Raw genomic sequence first — 20,626 nt, 5'->3', positions numbered from 1 at the left:
TATAGGACGCCTAACAGTGCCAATAAGTTACAACAAAAACGAAACATTTTTTGAAACGCGGATCTTACTTTTTATAAAACAGGTATTTATACCCTAGGTTTGTTTTTTAAATCTATGATTAATAGCGCATTTATTAATGCGTCAAATTCTTAACAATATCTATAGTAGGTAAAATCTCTTTCGTGTATTCTATACTAGGTCCTGCAACCCAAACGGTTTTGTAGGTCGCCTTTGTTGCAGCATTTTCTGCGGCTTTCATACCAATAGAAAAACGAACCATTTTAACCCATTTTTTTAATTTCTTATTTTTATTTAGAACCGTTTCTAACCACGTTTGTTTGGTTCCTATTTTCTCTACATAAGGCGTATTTATCACGGTACATGGCGTTCCAGAAATACGCTCTGTCATCACAATATCTTTCTCTCCATAATCTACACAAGCTTGTTTATACTCTTGCGTTACTCCAGCTTCTATAGATGCTATAAACGGACTACCAACAGAAACTCCTGCCGCGCCATAGCTTAACATTTTATCTATATCTGCCTTACAACCTACTCCACCTGCAGAAATTACAGGAATATCTAAAGCGGTACTTAATTGGTTGGTTAATTCCTCTGGAGATAAGTTACCTCGATGTCCGCCAGCTTGATTGTTCACCGCAATTGCAGCATCTGCTCCTAATTCGGCTACTTTTTTGGCAAAACGTAAATCGGTAACATCACAAAAAACTTTTATACCTGCTTTGTGTGCTTGATTTATGGTTTCTTCTGGACTCCCTAAAGAGGTGATAATAAAATCACAACCTTCCTCACAAATTACACGTAATTGTTCTTTATATTTTATGTTCGATTTATTTACAATCAAATTGAAACCAAAAGAACCACCTGCTACTTTATTCGCTTTTAATTCTTTTAAAGCAGCTCTTAACTCTTCTAAAGTTCTATAATTAAGTGCTGGAATACAACCTGCAATTCCTCCTTTCATTGCCTCTGTTACCATGGCAACATTAGAGACCAAAAACATTGGCGCTTGAATTATTGGATACTTTATATTTAAGAGTTGTGTAAGTTTGGTTTCCATATCAATTTTCCACAAAAGTGGTTGTCCTATTTTATTAAACTGAAAATTCTATTCGTTCCATTCCTAACAAAGGTTTTGGAATAGCTTCGCAAATATAATAATAAATTTATTATGCATGCATAGTTTATTTTGATTTGTATAAAACAAAAAACGCAATCCAATTAATGATTGCGTTTTTAATATTAAGCTAAACCTCTTGAGATCCCAAAATGAATTTGGGATAAGCGATTCACACCATTTTCACTTTATGAAAATTGGTTCTCTGAGATGCCCACCTTCGTCGGCATAAGCGATTCACACCATTTTCACTTTATGAAAATTGGTTCTCTGAGATGCCCACCTTCGTCGGCATAAGCGATTCACACCATTTTCACTTTATGAAAATTGGTTCTCTAAGATGCCCACCTTCGTCGGCATAAGCGATTCACACCATTTTCACTTTATGAAAATTGGTTCTCTGCTTATTTTACTTCTTCGAAGTCTACGTCTTCTACGTCGCTTTCTTCTTTAGAATCTGTTCCAGCGTTTGCATCAGGAGCTCCTTCTGCTCCACCTTGTGCATCTGCTTGTGCTTTATACATTTCTTCGCTAGCCACTTTCCAAGCTTCGTTTAAAGTATCTAAAGCTGGAGAGATTACCGCTACATCTTTAGTTTCATATGCTTTTTTAAGTTCTTCTAAAGCTGCTACTACTGGTGCTTTTTTATCTTCTGATATTTTATCACCAAATTCTGCTAATTGTTTTTCCGTTTGGAAAATCATAGAATCCGCTTCATTTAATTTTTGAGCGTTTTCTGCTGCTTTAGCATCTGCTTCTGCATTTTCTTCTGCATCTGCTTTCATTTTCTTAATTTCTTCTTCTGTTAATCCAGAAGATGCTTCAATACGAATATCTTGTGTCTTACCAGTAGCTTTATCTCCTGCAGAAACTTTAATAATTCCGTTTGCATCAATATCAAATGTTACTTCAATTTGAGGAGTACCACGTTGTGCTGGTGGAATTCCGTCTAAATGAAAACGTCCAATCGTATTATTATCTGCGGCCATAGATCTTTCTCCTTGTAGTACATGAATTTCTACGGAAGGTTGGTTATCTGCTGCTGTTGAGAATACTTGACTTTTCTTTGTAGGAATCGTTGTATTTGCTTCAATAAGTTTTGTCATTACATTACCCATTGTTTCAATACCAAGAGATAAAGGTGTTACATCTAAAAGTAATACATCTTTAACATCTCCAGATAAAACTCCTCCTTGAATTCCTGCTCCTAAAGAAACAACTTCATCAGGATTTACACCTTTACTTGGTGTTTTTCCGAAGAATTTCTCTACCGCTTCTTGTACTGCTGGAATACGTGTTGATCCACCAACTAAAATTACTTCGTCAATATCAGATTTTGATAAACCTGCTGCTTTTAAAGCGGTTTGACAAGGCTCAATAGTACGTTTTACTAAATCGTCAATTAATTGCTCGAATTTAGCTTTCGTTAATGTTCTAACTAAATGCTTAGGTCCTGAAGCTGTAGCTGTAACGTATGGTAAGTTTATCTCCGTTTGTGCAGAAGATGATAATTCAATCTTCGCTTTTTCTGAAGCTTCTTTAATACGTTGTAAAGCCATTGGGTCTTTACGTAAGTCAATACCTTCTTCAGCATTAAACTCATCTGCTAACCAATCAATAATTTTTTGATCTACATCATCTCCTCCTAAATGCGTATCTCCATCTGTAGAAAGCACTTCAAATACACCATCTCCTAATTCTAAGATAGATACATCATGTGTTCCTCCTCCAAAATCAAATACTACTATTTTTTGGTCTGTTCCTTTTTTGTCCATACCATAAGCTAAAGCTGCTGCTGTAGGCTCGTTGATAATACGACGTACTTTTAAACCTGCAATTTCACCAGCTTCTTTAGTTGCTTGACGTTGTGCATCGTTAAAATAAGCAGGAACAGTAATTACTGCTTCTGTTACTGTAGTACCTAAATAGTCTTCAGCCGTTTTCTTCATTTTTTGAAGAATCATAGCAGATAATTCTTGAGGCGTGTATAAACGACCATCAATATCCACACGTGGTGTGTCATTATCTCCTTTTACCACTTTATATGGTACACGTTCTGCTTCTTTTTTAGATTCAGAATATTTGTTTCCCATAAAACGTTTAATAGAATAAACAGTTTTAGTTGGGTTTGTAACTGCTTGACGTTTTGCTGGATCACCAACTTTAATTTCTCCGCCTTCTACAAAAGCGATAACAGAAGGTGTTGTTCTTTTACCTTCTGCGTTTGGGATTACAACTGGTTCGTTACCTTCCATTACAGAAACGCAAGAGTTGGTTGTTCCTAAATCGATTCCAATAATTTTACTCATAATTATATTTTTTGTGTGTTGAAATTTATTTTTATTTGTCATGTATAAGTCAAGGATTATGCCAATACAATATGACTGACACGATGTCATAAAATACTTAAATCATTAAATTATGCTTTTTTAACAATTAATATTAAAAGTGATTTGTAACTTTAAACAAAAAAATTATGAAAAAGATTGTATCGATATTATTCGTATTTGCATTAATATTAACTTCTTGCCAGGGCGAAGATGGTCTTGATGGGCAAGATGGAGGGATTTTTGTTGCTAGTGCTTTTGAAATTGAAATTGATTTTAACAGTACTAATAATTATGAATATTTTGAAGATTATGGCTTTCAAGTATATCCTTCAGATGTGACATTGGTTTATATTTTATGGCCAGGAACAGACGGACAAAATGCATGGAGATTAATGCCACAACAAGTTACTTTTGATGAAGGTACTACCAATGAAAGTATTTTAATTTACAATTATGATTTCACGCAAACAGATGTTCGATTCTTTTTAGATGGTACGGTAAACTTGAATGCTATAGATTCTGGTTGGACTCAAAATCAACTTTTTAGAGTAGTTGTTGTTCCTGCAGATGATGTGGACGCTGTAGACACCTCTAATATAGAAGCTGTAATGAAAGCAAATAGTATAGAAGCTTTTGAAAAAAAGTAAGTTTCTTACCCTACAAAATGTATATTTACGCCAACTTTAAAAGGTTATTGTAAATGGAATGTATTTCAGTTTTTGATATGTTAAAAATTGGTGTTGGACCTTCAAGTTCCCACACTTTAGGTCCTTGGCGTGCAGCAGAACGATGGATCAAAGAATTAAAAGCAAATAACACTTTTGAGAAAGTGGAAAGTATTCAAGTCGATCTTTATGGCTCTTTATCTTTAACAGGAAAAGGGCATGCTACAGATTATGCGGTAATGCTTGGCTTATGTGGATTGGATCCGGAAACGATTCCTACAGAAAATATTCCAGAAATAATTTCTACTATTAAAGAGACGAACACTTTATCTTTTAATAGCGAGAAGCCTGTTCCTTTTCATCCTTCGGAAGCTATTATATTCAACCGGAAATTTTTACCATTTCATTCTAATGGAATGGCATTTACAGCAATCATAGATGGCAAGAAAAAGAAGTCTACCTTCTACTCTATTGGTGGCGGTTTTGTGGTTAAAGAAGAACGTAGAAACTCGAAACGTAATTTTGAAATAAAATGTTCCTTTCCATATCCTATAGATAAAGGAACCGAGCTTTTACAGTTTTGTAAAAACTTAGAATTGCCAATTTCACAAGTCGTTTTAGAAAACGAAAAATCGATTCGCTCTTCGGAAGAAATTGACAAGGAATTACAACGTATTTGGGACACGATGTTAGAATGCATGTATCTTGGTTGTCATACGGAAGGAAATCTTCCTGGCGGATTAAATGTACGACGTCGCGCCTATGATATGCATCAAAAGCTAAAAGGCGAAAAACCGTATACCACACATGTAGAGTGGCTCTATTCTATTAGAAATACCGAAGTTAAGTTTCGACAAATATTAAAGTGGGTAAGTTGTTTTGCATTAGCTGTAAATGAAGTAAACGCGTCTTTAGGTCGCGTTGTAACAGCACCTACAAACGGAAGTGCTGGAGTAATCCCTGCCGTTTTAATGTATTATCTGGTTATTGAAAACCACGATGGTAATTTTGAAGACATCAAACGTTTTCTATTAGTTGCCGGAGAAATAGGAAGTATCTTTAAAAAAGGTGCGACCATTAGTGCTGCAATGGGAGGATGTCAAGCAGAAATAGGTGTGAGTTCTGCTATGGCTGCAGGTGCTTTAACGGAATTACTTGGTGGTACTCCAGAACAAGTATTGGTTGCCGCGGAAATTGCTATGGAGCATCACTTAGGTCTTACTTGTGATCCTATTGGTGGTTTAGTACAAATACCTTGTATAGAACGTAATGCAATGGGAGCAATTAAAGCTATTAATGCCGCAGAATTAGCCTTAGATACTGATCCTAACAATGTAAAAGTTCCTTTTGACAAAGTAGTGGCTACCATGTGGGAAACTGCTAAGGACATGAGTTCTAAATATAAAGAAACTAGTGAAGGTGGTTTGGCGGTTAGTGTTAATATGGCAGATTGTTAATTCAGTAATCAGCCATACCGCGTTAGCAATATGTAAACGAATCTTCTAACTCAAGTATTTTTACAGAGATATTTTTTTCTATAAAACAGAAAAAACTTGGAAAAGCGTGATAGCACTTGTTGCCATATTCTTGAATTTTCACTTAAAAGAATTGAAGATTAGCATTTTAAGACCTCTTAAAAGAAAAGTATAACAATATACACTTAATTTAGTACTTTTACATTCTATCAAACTAAACAAAAACAGATGTCTGTAGCAAAAAAGGAATACAAAAGAGTAACCGTAAAATCATTAGTCGATATGAAGAAGCATGGTGAGAAAATCTCTATGCTAACTGCTTACGATTATACCATGGCAAAAATTGTGGATGGTGCGGGAATTGATGTTATTTTAGTTGGTGATTCTGCAAGTAATGTCATGGCTGGGCACGAAACGACGTTACCTATTACTTTAGATCAAATGATTTATCATGCATCTTCGGTAGTTAGAGCAATACATAGAGCTTTAGTAGTTGTAGATTTACCTTTTGGTAGCTACCAAAGTGACCCAAAAGAAGCGTTGCGTTCTGCCATTAGAATTATGAAAGAATCTGGCGGTCATGCTGTAAAAATGGAAGGTGGAAAAGAAGTTAAAGAATCTATAAAAAGAATATTAAATGCAGGAATTCCTGTTATGGGGCATTTAGGTTTAACGCCTCAATCTATATATAAATTTGGTACGTATACAGTACGTGCTAAAGAAGAACAAGAAGCACAACAACTTAAAGATGATGCTTTAATGCTTGAAAAAGCGGGATGTTTTGCTATTGTTTTAGAAAAAATACCTGCTAAATTAGCAAAAGAGGTTGCAGCTAGTGTTTCTATTCCTGTTATTGGTATTGGCGCTGGAAATGGTGTGGATGGTCAAGTTTTGGTTACCCATGATATGATTGGTATGACACATGAATTTAATCCACGTTTTTTAAGACGATACATGAATTTATATGAAGAAATGACTACTGCCTTTACGCAATATGGAAATGACGTTAAGACTGGTGATTTCCCTAACGATGAGGAGCAGTACTAGTGTTCAGTGTTCAGTGTTCAGTGTTCAGTGTTCAGTGTTCAGTGTTCAGTGTTCAGTGTTCAGTGTTCAGTGTTCAGTGTTCAGTGTTCAGTGTTCAGTAAATAAAAATTATTCAAGTATTTGTGGGAAGACCATCAGAAAAAATTTTATCTAATAAAAGTAATCTTCAAGTTATTTACGAAGACAATCACATTATTGTTGTAAACAAGCGTGCTGGAGATCTTGTACAAGGAGATAAAACGGGAGATAAACCATTAAGTGATGTGGTTAAAGAATATATTAAAGATAAATATAACAAACCTGGAAATGTATATTTAGGAACGGTACACAGACTAGACAGACCTACAACTGGGGTAGTGATTTTTGCTAAAACGAGTAAAGTATTACCGAGATTAAATAAACTTTTTGTTTCCAAAGATATTAGTAAAACGTATTGGGCAGTTGTAAAAAATGCACCGCCAAAAAATAGTGACACGCTAATACATTGGTTAAAAAAGAATCCGAAAAACAACAAATCTACAGCGTATATAAAAGAAGTTTCGGATAGCAAAAATGCAATTCTTCATTATAAAACATTAAAAAAATTAGATACTTATTATTTATTAGAAGTAAATCTAGAAACGGGAAGACACCATCAAATACGTTCGCAACTATCCACTATTGGTTGCGCTATAAAAGGCGATTTAAAATACGGATTTGACAGAAGTAATAAAGATGCAGGTATACATTTACATGCTAGAAAAATAGCGTTTACACATCCTGTTTCTAAGGAAGATATTAATATAACTGCTCCTTTACCAAAAGATCCTATTTGGGATGCTTGTACTCCATAAAAAAAAAGCGAACTTTATATCTCAAAAACAAATTCACTCTTTCTTTATAAAAAATATTTTGTCTTATTTTTTAAATATATCTGAATTATATACTAAAATTCACCTTCCTTTTTCTAAAGTACGGAGTTGGAATAGAATTACAAATTAAAATTCTGTGTTCGTTGGCTAGATGTAATTTGAGATGCTTGGATTGCATAAAACATAAAACTCCTTCCAACCTTGGAGAAACCTTGCTTAAAGAAAGATTAAAAAAGGATACCGTCTATTAACTTTCTTTATGCAAAGGATAATTAATAGTAAGCACAACACCTTCTCCTATTGTTGAAGCTAAGCTAAATGTAGCATTAATAAGTGCCGCTCTACTCTTCATGTTTAATAGTCCAGACCCTTTTTCTGCAGTCTCAACATCAAAACCTTTACCATCATCACTAGCTTCAATTAGTAAACTTTCGTTTTGGTAATCTAAGATGATTTTTAAGTTTTTTGCTTCGGAGTATTTCACAGAATTAGACAAAAATTCTTGAAGAATTCTAAACATAATTATTTCATGCTTTTTATTTTCTATAGGAATCGTATTTCCTTTTACATGTAATTCTGCTTTCGTAAATTTCATTCGTTTTAATCTATCTAGTTCGTTCGTAATAGATTTTTCAAAACCAATATTTAATATAACTTCATTGTTAAGCGATTTAGAAAGGGAACGCACTTCCTTTAAACTCTCTCTAACAATATTTGTAGTCTCTCTAATATTCTCTTTCATATCTGAAGAAACTTGCGTGCCTAAAACACTTAATTGCATACTTGCTACCGATAAAAGTTGTCCAACATTATCATGTAATTCCCAACCTATATTTTTTAAAGTTTGTTCTTGTATTTCGGTTTGCGTTCTAGAGATCTCTTCGTCAAATACTTTTTGCTGTTTAATTTTATCTAGTAATAATTTATTTTTCCGTTTCTGAAAAACAATAAAAAAGAGAACGACTAACGAGGTTACAATTAACAAAACACCTACCATATAAATCAAAAGGTAACGTTCTGCACTTGTAGAAACTAGCGGGTCTTGTATTAAATTAAATAACATATAATTTGTTTAATGTTTTGGCTTGGAAACTATTAATCCTATAGCAAAACAAGAATACATAAAAATACTGGAAGCATAAATTAAAATACGATGCAAATAAACATAATGCATATCATTTGCATTATAATAGTCACTAAAAATACTTAAAGGCATGGTAATTAGCCACCAAATTAATATACTTGATGCAATATAAAAATTAATATCTCTATAAAAAGTTAATATTCTATTGGTTAACAAAATTTCTAAAAAAAACAGAATTACACTTCCTATAATTAAGACCGTATTAAGGTAGTCTAATATTACAAAACCAAAAGTGAAAAAGTTATTATAATCCTTTACTATCCATATTACAGATAGCGCTATAAATGCAAATCTGCCATATTTTAAAAGGCTTTTAAATCGCTTTATTTTTAGTACTTTTTGAAAGTAGTAACTATAGAAAACAGCACTGGCAATAGTCCAAAAAATAGTGTAATACCAAAAATTATTATTCAAAAACTTATTATCCTTTGTCCATGCAAAAGACTCTAAAGCATTTAACTTAGGGTAATTCGCAATCAATTCCATAAGGAACACATAGATTAAAAAGTAAATAAAATACCTTGTATATGTATTTTTATATTTTTTTAAAGAGAAATATCCAATTCCAGCAGAAACAGTTAGTGCTGCATTTGCCATTATAGATAAAAAGTTCACTATTTCTGAAATCATGAATACTTTAATTTGGGTTTAGAAACAATCCCGTTTCCTTCAAACATTTCAAAAACAGATACCCAAAAAGGAAGTTTTTAAAGGAAAGTCCCTTATTTCTCAAAACCTTCTTTTTCATTTTCTGGCTTAGAAACTATTAGGCCTATAGTAAACGTTCCATACATAAAAAGTATAACCAATAAGTTAATACAACTTCTAAGGTTTATATAATCCGTATCCTTTGTATTGTAATACTGTTCATAAAATACTAATGGTGTTTTAATTAACCAAAACAGTAAGATGGCAACACTTATATAAAAAGTTAGTGATTTATAAAAGGTAAGAATTTTTTCGTTCTGCAAAATTTCAATGAAATAGAAACAAACACATTGTAAGATTATTATTCCTCCCATAATACTAATAATGGGGATTGGTTTTTTAAAAAAATCGGGTAAAGTAAATAAAATAATTAGGACAGAAATAAGCATAAAAACACTTAAAGATGTTTTTAGAATTCTTTTACTCCTTGCATTATGCAATACTTGTAAATAATACCAACCAAAAAAAACAATTGCTCCTATTTTCCAGCAAATGGTAAACCACCAGTAATTTCTTTCTAATAAGGTATTTTGTAGAAAGCTAAAAACTCCATCATTAGGAATTAAATAAGTGTATCTACCACAAATAACCATGAATATTACATAGACTAAAAAACAAATAAAATATTTAGCAGCGGTATTTGTAAACTTCTTAAATAACAAAAGTCCAGTTACAGCTGCTAATATTTCTATAAATAATATAAAAATTGATCTATTATCTATTAAATAATCAATCATTTTATTGTGGGTAATTTGCAGAAGGTGGCTCACCGCCAGATGCATCATTCAATCCAGATCCTCCAGGAATATCTCCGTTACCAGGAGGAGCAGAAAGTACTTTTCCTTCCGATAAAGAAGCATTACCGGTTGGCACCATAAACATGGTTGTGTACCCTACCATTTTTCCTTCGTCTGCATGCGCTCCTAAATACACACGAATACCATTCATGTCATATCCTAATTTTTCACTTTGTGCTTTAGCATGTTCAATAAAACCTTCTATATCTTCTAAAGACCACCAAGCAGAACGGTTGTCAGGTCTACCAACAATAGAGTCGCTAATTAATTGATGCCTAGAATCGAAAGCTTTATCTAAAACCTTTGCTTCTTGTGGTGTAATAATCCCTTTGGGTGTTGTCATATGTATATTTGTTTGTGAGTTACAGAAATAAAAATAACAAATCAAAAATCCAATAGCAAAGCCAAGTAGTAGTAATAATAATTTTTTCATAAGTTATTGATTAATTAATAGCTCCATAAAGGTAATAAAAAAAATAGCCTGGACAACGTTCTCCTTCAATACTTCTATATTCTTTAGTAAAGCTATACTCTTTAATTAATGAACCCAGTATAAAAGGGTAAAAGGGAATTCTATCTGCACTGTAATTTTTACCCTAACCAACCTTCTCTATCCAAACTTCTATATTGAATGGCTTCACTAATATGCGAACCGGTAATTTCTTCATGGTTTTCAAGGTCTGCAATGGTTCTAGATACTTTTAAAATCCTGTCATACGCTCTTGCGGAAAGATTTAAACGTTCCATTGCTGTTTTTAATAATGCTTTAGAGGCTTCGTCTAACACACAATGTTTTCGTATTTGCTTGGTATTCATTTGCGCATTGTAATGAACAGTATCTGAATCTTCAAATCGTTTTGTTTGCAGCTGTCTAGCTGCAGTAACTCGTTTTCTTATTTCTACAGAAGTTTCGCCTTTTCGTTCTTCGGAAAGCTTTTCAAAAGGAACAGGAGTCACCTCTATATGAATATCTATTCGATCTAATAATGGCCCGGATACTTTACTTAAATAGCGTTGCATTTCTGCTGGGCTAGAAGTTACAGGAGCGCCAGGATCATTAAAATAACCACTCGGACTAGGGTTCATACTTGCTACTAACATGAAAGACGAAGGATACGTAACTGTAAATTTCGCCCTAGAAATAGTAACCTCTCTATCTTCTAATGGTTGACGCATTACTTCTAAAACTTCGCGTTTAAATTCTGGCAATTCGTCTAAAAATAAAACACCGTTATGGGATAGGGAAATTTCACCAGGTTGCGGGTAACTTCCGCCGCCTACAAGTGCTACATTTGATATTGTGTGATGCGGGCTACGAAAAGGACGTTGCGCCATAATACCTGCATTTGCTTTTACTCTACCAACAACACTATGAATTTTTGTAGTTTCTAATGCTTCGTGAATAGTCATTGGAGGCAAAATACTTGGTAATCGTTTGGCTAACATGGTTTTTCCCGCTCCTGGCGGACCAATTAAAATAATATTATGTCCGCCAGCAGCTGCAATTTCCATACAGCGCTTTATAGATTCTTGTCCTTTAACATCACTAAAATCGAACTCTGGGAAATCCAGATTTTTTTCAAACTCTTTTTTAGTATCTATTATGGTTTGTTCTAGCGCTTCTCCTTTATCAAAATAATCAATTACTTGTTTTATATTATCTACTCCAAAAACTTGCAAATCATCTACAATGGCAGCTTCTTTTGCATTCTGAATTGGAAGTATAAAACCTTTAAAACCTTCTTCTTTTGCTTTAATAGCGATTGGTAAAGCGCCTCGTATTGGTTGTAAGTTTCCATCTAATGAAAGTTCTCCCATGATGAGAAAGTCTTCTAAGTTTTCCGCTTGAATTTGTTTGGTTGCGACTAATATGCCAACCGCAAGTGTTAAATCATAAGCACTTCCCTCTTTGCGCAAATCTGCTGGAGACATGTTTATAATAATCTTCTTTCCGGGAATTTTATACCCATTATTTTGTAATGCTGCGGCAATTCTATAATTACTTTCTTTAATAGCATTGTCTGGTAGACCAACTAAATGATAACCAATTCCAGAATCTACATTTACTTCAACGGTTACTGTGGAAGCTTCCACTCCAAACACAGCACTTGCATAGACTTTTTTCAACATTTATAGACTATTTTCTATAAATGTAATAAATAATAATGACATAGATATTGTATTACGTATAAACACCTATTTTAACAAATTAGTGTTATTACTCTAACAATCAGTGTTTTAAAGTTTTAATTTTACTAAACATTAATAACACACAAAATTAAAAATCATGAAAGCAGCAACAGCAACAACGGGATTCCTCAATCTAACTCCTCCAAGTCAATTACTAACTAAAGTAACAAACCCTCAGACTAATAAACCAAATTATGCTTTTCCACTTCAAACCAAAGCATGGTTAAAAATGCAAGTCGTTACGCATACTGCTATGGGATTTCCTATTACAGCAAATACATTTACAAAACTATATGGAACATTTGCTAATGAACAAACTATATTAGATGCGGTAGCTGTTCTAAAAGCTATTCAGCAAGTGCTTACTGAATATGGTGACCCTAACACGTTATTCACAAAAATTGCAGCATTTCAGGAAGCAACAAGTGCTCCTAAATCTATTTATGGAAATGCCGTTTGGTTATCCAGCAGTACACAATTTGCTGCGGAATTCATTATTAAACAATTACAAGAAGGTCTGAAATTTATTGGTGAAGAGCCAGACCCAGTAAAACGACTTGCTGATTTAAAAGGCTTACTATCTGGTCATGGCGGGATTACCCAACGAGCGACATCATTAAAAAAAAATATAGCTGAATTTTCGACCAAAACTGCTAATTTTTATACCACACTAAACAACGAATTAACTGGACCAACAAAGTCTTTACAAGTATACTTAAACCAAGACGGTAATGTACTTGATGCGGCAAAAAAAATTGTAAAAACAGATCTTGCAAATTTAAAAAAATTAAACCACCATATTGATAAGCTTAATGATGAGTACATTGGTTTTACAGTTGCTGCGAGTATGTCACCAATATTCTTACTAATTCCGTTCTTTGGAATATTATTTGCCATAGCAGATGCTGCAACCTTTGGTGCCCTTGCAAAAGAAACTAAAGATGCTTTAGATCAGGCGAGAAAAGATCTAGCAACTCAAGGAGCAGAAGAAAAGAAAAAAGCGGCTTTAGTTGCTATACTTGGGCATTTTAATAAAAGTGTAGTACATGTAAAAGAAGATGGTGACGCATTTGTTAAGACTATAGGATCAATGGTTGCTGGCTGGACAGATTTTGCAGGCGAGATTGAAAGCCAACTGGAAGATTTAACTCCAGAAGATTTAAAAGATTGGAGCGCCTTTTTACAAAAAGTAAACTTTCAAACTGCCTTAGATTCATGGAAGATAATTGCATCAAAAGCAGAGCAATTTTCAAAAGCAGGGTTTATTTCATTTAACCCATCTAACTAACTATTTGAAAATGCTGTTATCTATCTAAAAGGTGGCAGCATTTATATCTATACATTAATAAAACAACTTTATCATGTCTAACTATCAACCAAACTGGAAATTACTCGAAGCACATGCGGCAAATTATAAAAATTCATCTGCATTAATTCCCCAAATAGCAACAGCAGCACCTCATAAAGGATTTGTATTTACAAGTTTAACTGGAGATTTAACTAATATAGTCAAAACTGCATTGAAAACTCACAATCCATTAAAAGGAGGGCTTGTAATAGTTGTAGATACTTTAAATATAGCCGAAGGTGAAATAAAAATACCAAGTATTGGTGTTCAAATAATTGCACGTTCTGTAAAGGTATTAAACAATGGTAATGCTAATCTTATAGTAACATCTATAAACATACCAAATTTTCAAATTGCTACTTCTGAAATAAAAGGTAAATTATCTGTTACATTAGGAGTTGGTGCAACTGCTCAAGTAGTAAAAGTTGCTTCCGATAAAGCACCTCCACAAGTACAAACTTTATCCGCAAATGGAGCCTCTATAAGTAATAGCGCAAATGACATTGCCGATGTATTTCATTCTCCTTGGTCCATATTAGGTGCAGAACTTACATTTTCTGCCGCTTCGTATTTAGTAGAACTAGACAATAAAGAAGCGAAGCAATTAGCATCCCAAATGTTGCGTTGGGTTACAGGAGTTTCACATGCATTAATTAAAGAACGTGCTAATTATACTAATTTAGATATTGCAAATATATCTTCATTACAAGCAAATAGCATGGCGTTATTAAGCTTCACACAAGCTTCAGTAACTAATGCAACCTATGTACCTGCCCTATCTGTTAATTTATATGAAAAGGAGATGAATGGTTTATTAAAAGTCGCTGGTGCATATAATCAAAAAATACAAGATTTTAAATCGCAAGAAAACACAGATGAATTACTAAATAAGTTAGCATCCACATTAAAAAGTATCAATTCTGAAGCAAAAACACCTTTATTTAACACCTTAAAACGATTAGTAAATCAATCACAATTAGCACAAGGTGAATTAACAAGTGCTGCGCTGCAGTTAAACAATATAAGTAAAACCCTTGCACCTTTACAAGACGCAATTGATAAAGCTGTTGCAGATCAATTTCAAAAGGAATTATTAGAAACTGCATTTAAAATGCTCTTTAAAGTAATCACACTTTATATTAGTGTTGGTGCAATTTTAGTAGATCCCGCCTTAATAGGAGCCGAATCTGGTGAAATTGCAAAAGCTGCCCTAGAGATCGCAGAAAAATTAGCGGAAGCTGGAGAAGAACTCATAAGTCAAGCCATTGAATCTGGTTCTACTGCAGCACATAGTCCGCCAACCATACCAAATTTAAACGAAACAGGAAATGGTGCAGAAGTCTTAATGGGTGCGCAAGTTGGGTTTGGCCTTGCTAGTGCTTTACTTTGGGATATTGTGAGTCGTGCCATTGCAAGTGGTGAAAATCAAATTAACTTTTCACCAGACATGGTTAAAGCAATGGATAAAATTCCAAACTTAAATGGGTTTTCTATTGGAGGCATAGACCCAACAACATATTGGGAAATTATGGTTGTTCAGGTTAAAGCATCACTGGAACCTTTATTAAGTGGATCAGAAACTGGTGCGCCAGCTCGAGCGTATATAGAAGCTATTGAGTTATCATCCACTTATGGTAAAGGTATTGGTGACCAACAAGCAAAATTACTAGAGCTATATAATCAAGGTATGATTGCCTTTGATCAATTAAGCGTTATACACCAAGCAGAAGCACAATGGAATGCTCTTGAAGCAAAACTAGCAACAAAAGAAGCCAAAATAAATGCCGCTATTGGCTTTCTAGAAAAAGGATACACAAACCTAAAAAGAAGTATTGTGCTTTCTGTAAATAATTATCGAGCTGCTTTTAACTACCAATGGTTACGTCCTTCAACTGTTACAGTAGACTCGTCTATGACGTATTTACAATTGGTTCAAAATGTGGAAAATTCAATAGAAAGTTTAAAAAATGTACTACATGGTAATTTACCAAATGTTATAAAACCAAGACAAGATTTTGGCCCAATTGATTATTATGTAAGACCAGAACTAAACCCTTTGTTTAAGGAAGTTAATGGTAAAGGACAAGCGCAATGGTCTATTACTTTAAAGGATACTACACTTTCGGAACAACTTAATGGAAACACTGCATTCTTTATAACAGAAGCTACATTTGAACTTCAAGGTGCTTCGCAATCTGGTGAGGTGGAATTACAGATTGAGACTTCTGCCAATTATTCTAATAAATTAAATGGAAAAGAATTCCGATTTGTTTCCTCTGGATTTTCTATGTCTTCCGATTATAAACCAGACCTATTACCTGCATTTATTACTAAATGGGAATTTGCAAAAGAAGATGCTCCTAACTATTTAACACCTTCGCCATATACACAATGGACGCTAACAGTAGATAAAGGAAACTGGAAAAATGTTACCGCTATAAAAATGACTATTTCCGGGTTCGAAATTCAAAATGCACGTAATATTTAATTAAACAATTAAAAAAAATAAAGATGGCAACCGGTGAACAAGATATTGCAGTACTAGTAAATTTTCCGACACAAATAAATAACGTTGCGAAGGCTGTTGCAGCAACAACATTAGGACCTTATCGAATATACGTTACATGTTCTTATGATGCGGGATGTAAAGATTGTGAATATTCGACTGGTGTTGAAATATCTACAGCACCAATAGTAGAATTAATCAATGATGCACAAACCAGCGCAAAAACATTCTTTACCAGTTTTCAACCTGTAACAAATTGGCTACAACAAACGCTTCCTAATTTTAGCGTCACTTTTGATGCTTCCGCAAAAATAATACTGGCTATCTTAAAAATAATAGGTTCAAGCAGAACAATAACGCCTGCGCAACAAGCCGAATTGATTAAACAATTTGATATTATACAAAATGGCCTTACGCAAAGTGAAACAGAACTTGGACAAGGTAATATTGCAATGGTTGCTTTTGTGAATAGGCAAAACACCGCTACTTTAGCTGTACAATCTGTTCAAAATAGTTTAGAAGCCGATACACAAAATGCACTGACAAGAATGTTGGATTATGCTAATGGACAACCTTGCGGACAATCGGATGCAAAAGCACAATACAATGTTATGGAAGCATCTTACAAAGGCACTGTAAACACATTAAGCATACAGTTTACAGAATTAAGCAATGACACCAACACTGCTAACAATGCTGTAAAGTCTTTAGTTGGACTTGTAGTGGATTTTATAGGTCAAATGCAAAATATAAGTGCTAGTGTAAATACGGTTCAGAATGGTGACTTATCCAACTTTATGAAACAAGTAACAATAATGGCTACTACCGATCTTTGGACTAATCTTGCTCAAGAAGCCAATCAACAATTTGGGACTAACAAAAAAGCAATACAAGAGGTTAATAGACAAATAGCATCTATTTGATTAAAATAAAAAAACTAACATTATGGAATCTGATCAAAATTCAATACACAATCTAAAAAGTTTTTTAGAAAAAATCTCTACAGTAGATAAAACCCTAACACAATTACCAAGGGGTTCTTGGGTAATTAATATTACGGCAGAACATCACCGTTTGCTTTTTAAAAACAGAGATAAAATCAACCTAAAGTATGATGTTAAATTTACAAAAGTACGTACTACATTGACCAAGTTTTTAGCAAGAGAAAGGCTAGCAATCAACGCATTAGAAGTTGGCATAAAGCCACTTCGTGATATTATAAAAAACCAACCAACATCTCCTAACCTATCTATGAACGATACAAACCAAGCTTTAAGTGCTTTTAAAGTTTATAATCTTCAAATGAAAACGCATGCTACACATGTTAAAGCTATGCAAGTGGCATTAAAAGAATCTCTTAGTACTACAAAAGCTGGCTTGACTGCATATTTAGAAGATAAACCTGCAGGCCAAAAAATAGCATTAGAACATTATAATGGTTTTGAAACACAAATAAAACAAACGGTTTCAAGAATACGAGAAATTTTGAATGAAGAAATTCCTAGTATATATTCGGAAGCTATAAAGTTACTAGAAACAACCAAGAGTACTTCATTATAATGCTATAGGATGAAGGAGATACAAAACTAAAAGTTGTTTAATATTTAGTAGTATATTTTAAAGGTTTGTTTTTTTTCGGCACTTAGAAACAGTAAAAATACTGGTTCGAAAAAAGCCTTCAGAAAACCGAAAAGTTACATTTTATTTGTAATGGACAACTAATTAGATCCTCTAGCAATGTATAAATCTCTTTCACATTGTTTAAAATCGGATCTTGCTTTTTCTAAAGCAATTTTATATTCGTCAATAGTAGCTTTAGAATCTTTTAATTCGCTTAATTGAATTTTACCATCTAAAAGCTCGGCATATACCGATATTATACCTGTATACATATCATATCTATAGGTAGAATCTTTAGTTGGAATCGTTTTTTGTAAGTCCACTAATTTACCACTAATTAATGAGTTTTGGTAGGACAAATTTGCACCTTTAATTTCTAAAGAATCAATCATTCCACGAATACTTTTCATTTCTTTTGAAAAACCATCTTGAAAAGTCATTTCCTTTTCTACAGATTTTACTTGGTCTTTTAATATTGCATTTTCTTTATTTGGAACTTTAAAATTAAAGTATACCGCAAATAAAATAGCAGTAATAGTTATAACAAAAAGTGCTAAAAATTTTAAAAAGGAAGCACGTCTATCTTTACTATTTTTTGGTTTCATAAATATTTAATTTTAGTTTTTTATTAATCTAAGAGAAAACTTCTTCTGTTTTTAACTTCTACGTTATCTACAACTTCTTCTTTTACAAAAATGGTAGAATCTGATTTTTTACCGATGTAATCTAATTCGTTTAATTTTTTAAATAAGGAAAGCATCAGTTTAGAAAAGGAAGATACTTTTAATAGAGCTTCATTAATATCTGTATGTTCGTATTTAATCTCTAACATTTCAACTAAAACATTTTCAAAAGCACCTTGATTTAAATCACACCAATCTGTTAGGTAATTTAGTAATTCTTCTTTCCCTGTTCCTACATAGACATCTAAACTACTTTTGATAACTCTTGCTAAACCAGAAAGTTTATTAATCATTACAATTGGCGGTTCATATTGATCTTGCATTCTAAATTCTGGAATACTTCGGTTTAAATTTTCTAATACGCGTTGCGAAATATGAAGTACCATGTGTGATAAATCGTTCGCTTGTTTTTTCTGATAAATTTTTTGAATAATATGCATTGCATACGATTCCATAAGATTAAAAAAGGTAACAATTTCTTGAAATGTAAACTTTAAGTCGGCATGACTTTGAATAGATCTACATGGCGGAATAAAGTTATCTACTAATCTTGGCGTACCATCTTTTACTACTATTTTACCAATGGTTATATGATGTAAACCAAGTTCTCTTTTGGAAACTTCTGCACTTGCCAGCACATCTAGTTTATATTCTGGTAATACGTAAGGATGTCTTGGTGGTTCTTCATTGGGATCTGCATCACCAACCGGAACTCTAATATAAGGATTTACAGTAAGTACAATATAAAACTCATTATCTTCTGTACCAACATCGTATTGCTGTTTTAAAATGTAACCAGATTGCTCTAATAGCGGTTTTGTTTTTTCTGAAATATTAATTTGATACCCACCTAAGGTAATGGCATGACACTTATTAAGAATAACTTCTATGGTGCTTTGTCCATCTATAGAAATTAATAAATCTATAGCGCTTCCTTGTTCTGAAAAATCTGGTAATAGTCCGTAACTTACTGGTGTAATTTGTTTTTGTTCGGAGTTTTTAATGGCATAAATCATAGACTCCTCAAAATCAATAAAGTGATCTTTATTAATTTTCATTCCATCAATCCAATTTACTCTATGTTTATCTTGTGCGTTCATTCTTTCTTTCTTTAAAATATTCCAAATCCTTTTTTGTAATCTATAGTAATTGTTTTTATACAATTAGATCCTTTATCTCTAAAGATTTCGAAATTTTTAATTTTTAATTTTTTGTCTTTAATCTGTTCACAAAAGACTAAAAATGTAGTGTTTTTACCATTTGCAATTATTGGTTTATTTATATCTCCGCAAAAGTAATCTACAAATTGATTTGGACTCATTTCTTCTTTAGAAACAAGAATAAGTTTTTTCTTAAAATCTTCATGACCAATATAGGGCACTAATTTTGGAGTATTAGGTCTATCTTTAATGGTTGTATTTTCTGGTGCTTCTTTAATATCCCAAACAGGTTTAGAAGGTGCATCAGGTATATCATCAAAGATATTATTCACTACTTCTTTTAGAGGTAATACTTCAATTTTTTGTTTAGAAATATACTTTAATTCTCCATTTACAATTAAAGATATGGTTTTAAATCCTGGTTCCTTATATATATAGGATGCTAATTTTGTTTTTGAATTTGCTTCTGCTGTTTCACCAAATCTCCATTCCCAACTGGAAGCATTTTCCGTTTTGTCTTCTACCGTTAATGTACGACCAACACGAATAGTTTTTGGAATATTAAAAACCGGGAATTTTGTAGAATCTAAAAGTTCTTTTTTCTGTAATATGGTGATAATTTCCGATTGCTCACAAATACCATTTACTAGCAATCTTACATTGTAGTCTCCTGGTTCTTTATAAATATGTAATGGTTTCTTTTGCGTAGAAATGATGGAATTATCTCCAAAATCCCATTCCCAATTTGTTGCACTATCGGTAAAGTCTTCAAATTTAATTAGCGAACCTATAGTATAATCATTGGTATTAATATTAAAACTTACATCTTCACAAGGTGCATATTTTGAATATTTATAAGCAAACATAGATGCGGATAAAAAAAAGACAATCAAGAAAATATAAATGACTGATTTATCTAGATGTGTGGATGTATTTTTCATTGTAGTATTCATTTTTCAACCCT

18 protein-coding genes are annotated in these 20,626 nt (G+C 33.0%); 8 read left to right on the top strand and 10 right to left on the bottom strand.

The window, feature by feature from the left end; translation table 11 throughout:
• Window positions 1-133: 133 nt before the first annotated feature.
• Complete coding sequence (locus ACVCXO_RS01255) at window positions 134-1,081, bottom strand: NAD(P)H-dependent flavin oxidoreductase (protein ID WP_452227785.1); 948 nt, start codon at window positions 1,079-1,081, stop codon at window positions 134-136.
• A gap of 461 nt (window positions 1,082-1,542) precedes the next feature.
• Window positions 1,543-3,447, bottom strand: coding sequence for a molecular chaperone DnaK (dnaK, locus tag ACVCXO_RS01250; protein ID WP_452227784.1), 1,905 nt, complete (start codon window positions 3,445-3,447; stop codon window positions 1,543-1,545).
• Window positions 3,448-3,614: 167 nt separating this feature from the next.
• Between dnaK and ACVCXO_RS01245 the strand changes: the two genes are divergently transcribed.
• The 4 genes from ACVCXO_RS01245 to ACVCXO_RS01230 all read left to right on the top strand — a co-directional run bounded on the left by ACVCXO_RS01245 (window position 3,615) and on the right by ACVCXO_RS01230 (window position 7,488).
• Window positions 3,615-4,115 (top strand): hypothetical protein, encoded by a 501-nt coding sequence (locus tag ACVCXO_RS01245; protein ID WP_452227783.1) that lies wholly within the window; start codon window positions 3,615-3,617, stop codon window positions 4,113-4,115.
• 53 nt (window positions 4,116-4,168) lie between these two features.
• The gene (locus ACVCXO_RS01240) at window positions 4,169-5,590 is read left to right on the top strand and encodes an L-serine ammonia-lyase (RefSeq protein WP_452227782.1); all 1,422 of its coding nucleotides are present in this window, start codon (window positions 4,169-4,171) and stop codon (window positions 5,588-5,590) included.
• Between the two features lie 246 nt (window positions 5,591-5,836).
• Complete coding sequence (gene panB / locus ACVCXO_RS01235) at window positions 5,837-6,655, top strand: 3-methyl-2-oxobutanoate hydroxymethyltransferase (protein ID WP_452227781.1); 819 nt, start codon at window positions 5,837-5,839, stop codon at window positions 6,653-6,655.
• 122 nt (window positions 6,656-6,777) lie between these two features.
• Entirely contained in the window at window positions 6,778-7,488 is a 711-nt protein-coding gene (locus ACVCXO_RS01230; protein WP_452227780.1) for an RluA family pseudouridine synthase, read from the top strand.
• Window positions 7,489-7,753: 265 nt separating this feature from the next.
• On the opposite strand, the gene ACVCXO_RS01225 is transcribed toward ACVCXO_RS01230, so the two are convergent.
• The 5 genes from ACVCXO_RS01225 to ACVCXO_RS01205 form a co-directional block, all read right to left on the bottom strand.
• On the bottom strand, window positions 7,754-8,569 hold the full coding sequence (locus ACVCXO_RS01225; protein WP_452227779.1) for a sensor histidine kinase: 816 nt from the start codon (window positions 8,567-8,569) through the stop codon (window positions 7,754-7,756).
• 9 nt (window positions 8,570-8,578) lie between these two features.
• Window positions 8,579-9,280, bottom strand: a complete 702-nt coding sequence (locus ACVCXO_RS01220; RefSeq protein ID WP_452227778.1) for a hypothetical protein — start codon at window positions 9,278-9,280, stop codon at window positions 8,579-8,581.
• A gap of 92 nt (window positions 9,281-9,372) precedes the next feature.
• Window positions 9,373-10,095: a hypothetical protein gene (locus ACVCXO_RS01215; RefSeq protein ID WP_452227777.1), complete on the bottom strand. Its 723-nt coding sequence runs from the start codon at window positions 10,093-10,095 to the stop codon at window positions 9,373-9,375.
• Between the two features lies 1 nt (window position 10,096).
• A complete protein-coding gene (locus ACVCXO_RS01210) occupies window positions 10,097-10,498 on the bottom strand; it encodes a hypothetical protein (protein WP_452227776.1) in 402 nt (133 codons plus the stop codon).
• Between the two features lie 248 nt (window positions 10,499-10,746).
• A complete protein-coding gene (locus ACVCXO_RS01205; protein WP_452227775.1) occupies window positions 10,747-12,285 on the bottom strand; it encodes a YifB family Mg chelatase-like AAA ATPase in 1,539 nt (512 codons plus the stop codon).
• A 157-nt stretch (window positions 12,286-12,442) separates the two neighbouring features.
• Between ACVCXO_RS01205 and ACVCXO_RS01200 the strand changes: the two genes are divergently transcribed.
• The 4 genes from ACVCXO_RS01200 (at window position 12,443) to ACVCXO_RS01185 (ending at window position 17,759) form a co-directional block, all read left to right on the top strand.
• Window positions 12,443-13,633: a hypothetical protein gene (locus ACVCXO_RS01200; protein WP_452227774.1), complete on the top strand. Its 1,191-nt coding sequence runs from the start codon at window positions 12,443-12,445 to the stop codon at window positions 13,631-13,633.
• A 73-nt stretch (window positions 13,634-13,706) separates the two neighbouring features.
• Window positions 13,707-16,181, top strand: a complete 2,475-nt coding sequence (locus ACVCXO_RS01195) for a hypothetical protein (RefSeq protein ID WP_452227773.1) — start codon at window positions 13,707-13,709, stop codon at window positions 16,179-16,181.
• A 23-nt stretch (window positions 16,182-16,204) separates the two neighbouring features.
• The gene (locus ACVCXO_RS01190; RefSeq protein WP_452227772.1) at window positions 16,205-17,122 is read left to right on the top strand and encodes a hypothetical protein; all 918 of its coding nucleotides are present in this window, start codon (window positions 16,205-16,207) and stop codon (window positions 17,120-17,122) included.
• 22 nt (window positions 17,123-17,144) lie between these two features.
• Window positions 17,145-17,759 (top strand): hypothetical protein, encoded by a 615-nt coding sequence (locus tag ACVCXO_RS01185; protein WP_452227771.1) that lies wholly within the window; start codon window positions 17,145-17,147, stop codon window positions 17,757-17,759.
• A gap of 158 nt (window positions 17,760-17,917) precedes the next feature.
• Here ACVCXO_RS01185 and ACVCXO_RS01180 read toward each other — a convergent pair whose 3' ends face one another.
• From ACVCXO_RS01180 to ACVCXO_RS01170, 3 genes are read right to left on the bottom strand one after another with little or no spacing between them, the layout of a single operon-like run.
• The gene (locus tag ACVCXO_RS01180; protein WP_452227770.1) at window positions 17,918-18,424 is read right to left on the bottom strand and encodes a type VI secretion system transmembrane protein TssO; all 507 of its coding nucleotides are present in this window, start codon (window positions 18,422-18,424) and stop codon (window positions 17,918-17,920) included.
• A gap of 23 nt (window positions 18,425-18,447) precedes the next feature.
• Entirely contained in the window at window positions 18,448-19,602 is a 1,155-nt protein-coding gene (locus ACVCXO_RS01175) for a hypothetical protein (RefSeq protein ID WP_452227769.1), read from the bottom strand.
• Between the two features lie 11 nt (window positions 19,603-19,613).
• Window positions 19,614-20,603 carry a PKD domain-containing protein gene (locus ACVCXO_RS01170; RefSeq protein WP_452227768.1) on the bottom strand — a complete coding sequence of 330 codons (990 nt, stop codon included), beginning with the start codon at window positions 20,601-20,603 and terminating at the stop codon, window positions 19,614-19,616.
• Window positions 20,604-20,626 lie beyond the last annotated feature (23 nt).

The organism is Lacinutrix sp. MEBiC02404, from assembly GCF_053601575.1.
This window is presented reverse-complemented; position numbering and strand designations above follow the sequence as displayed.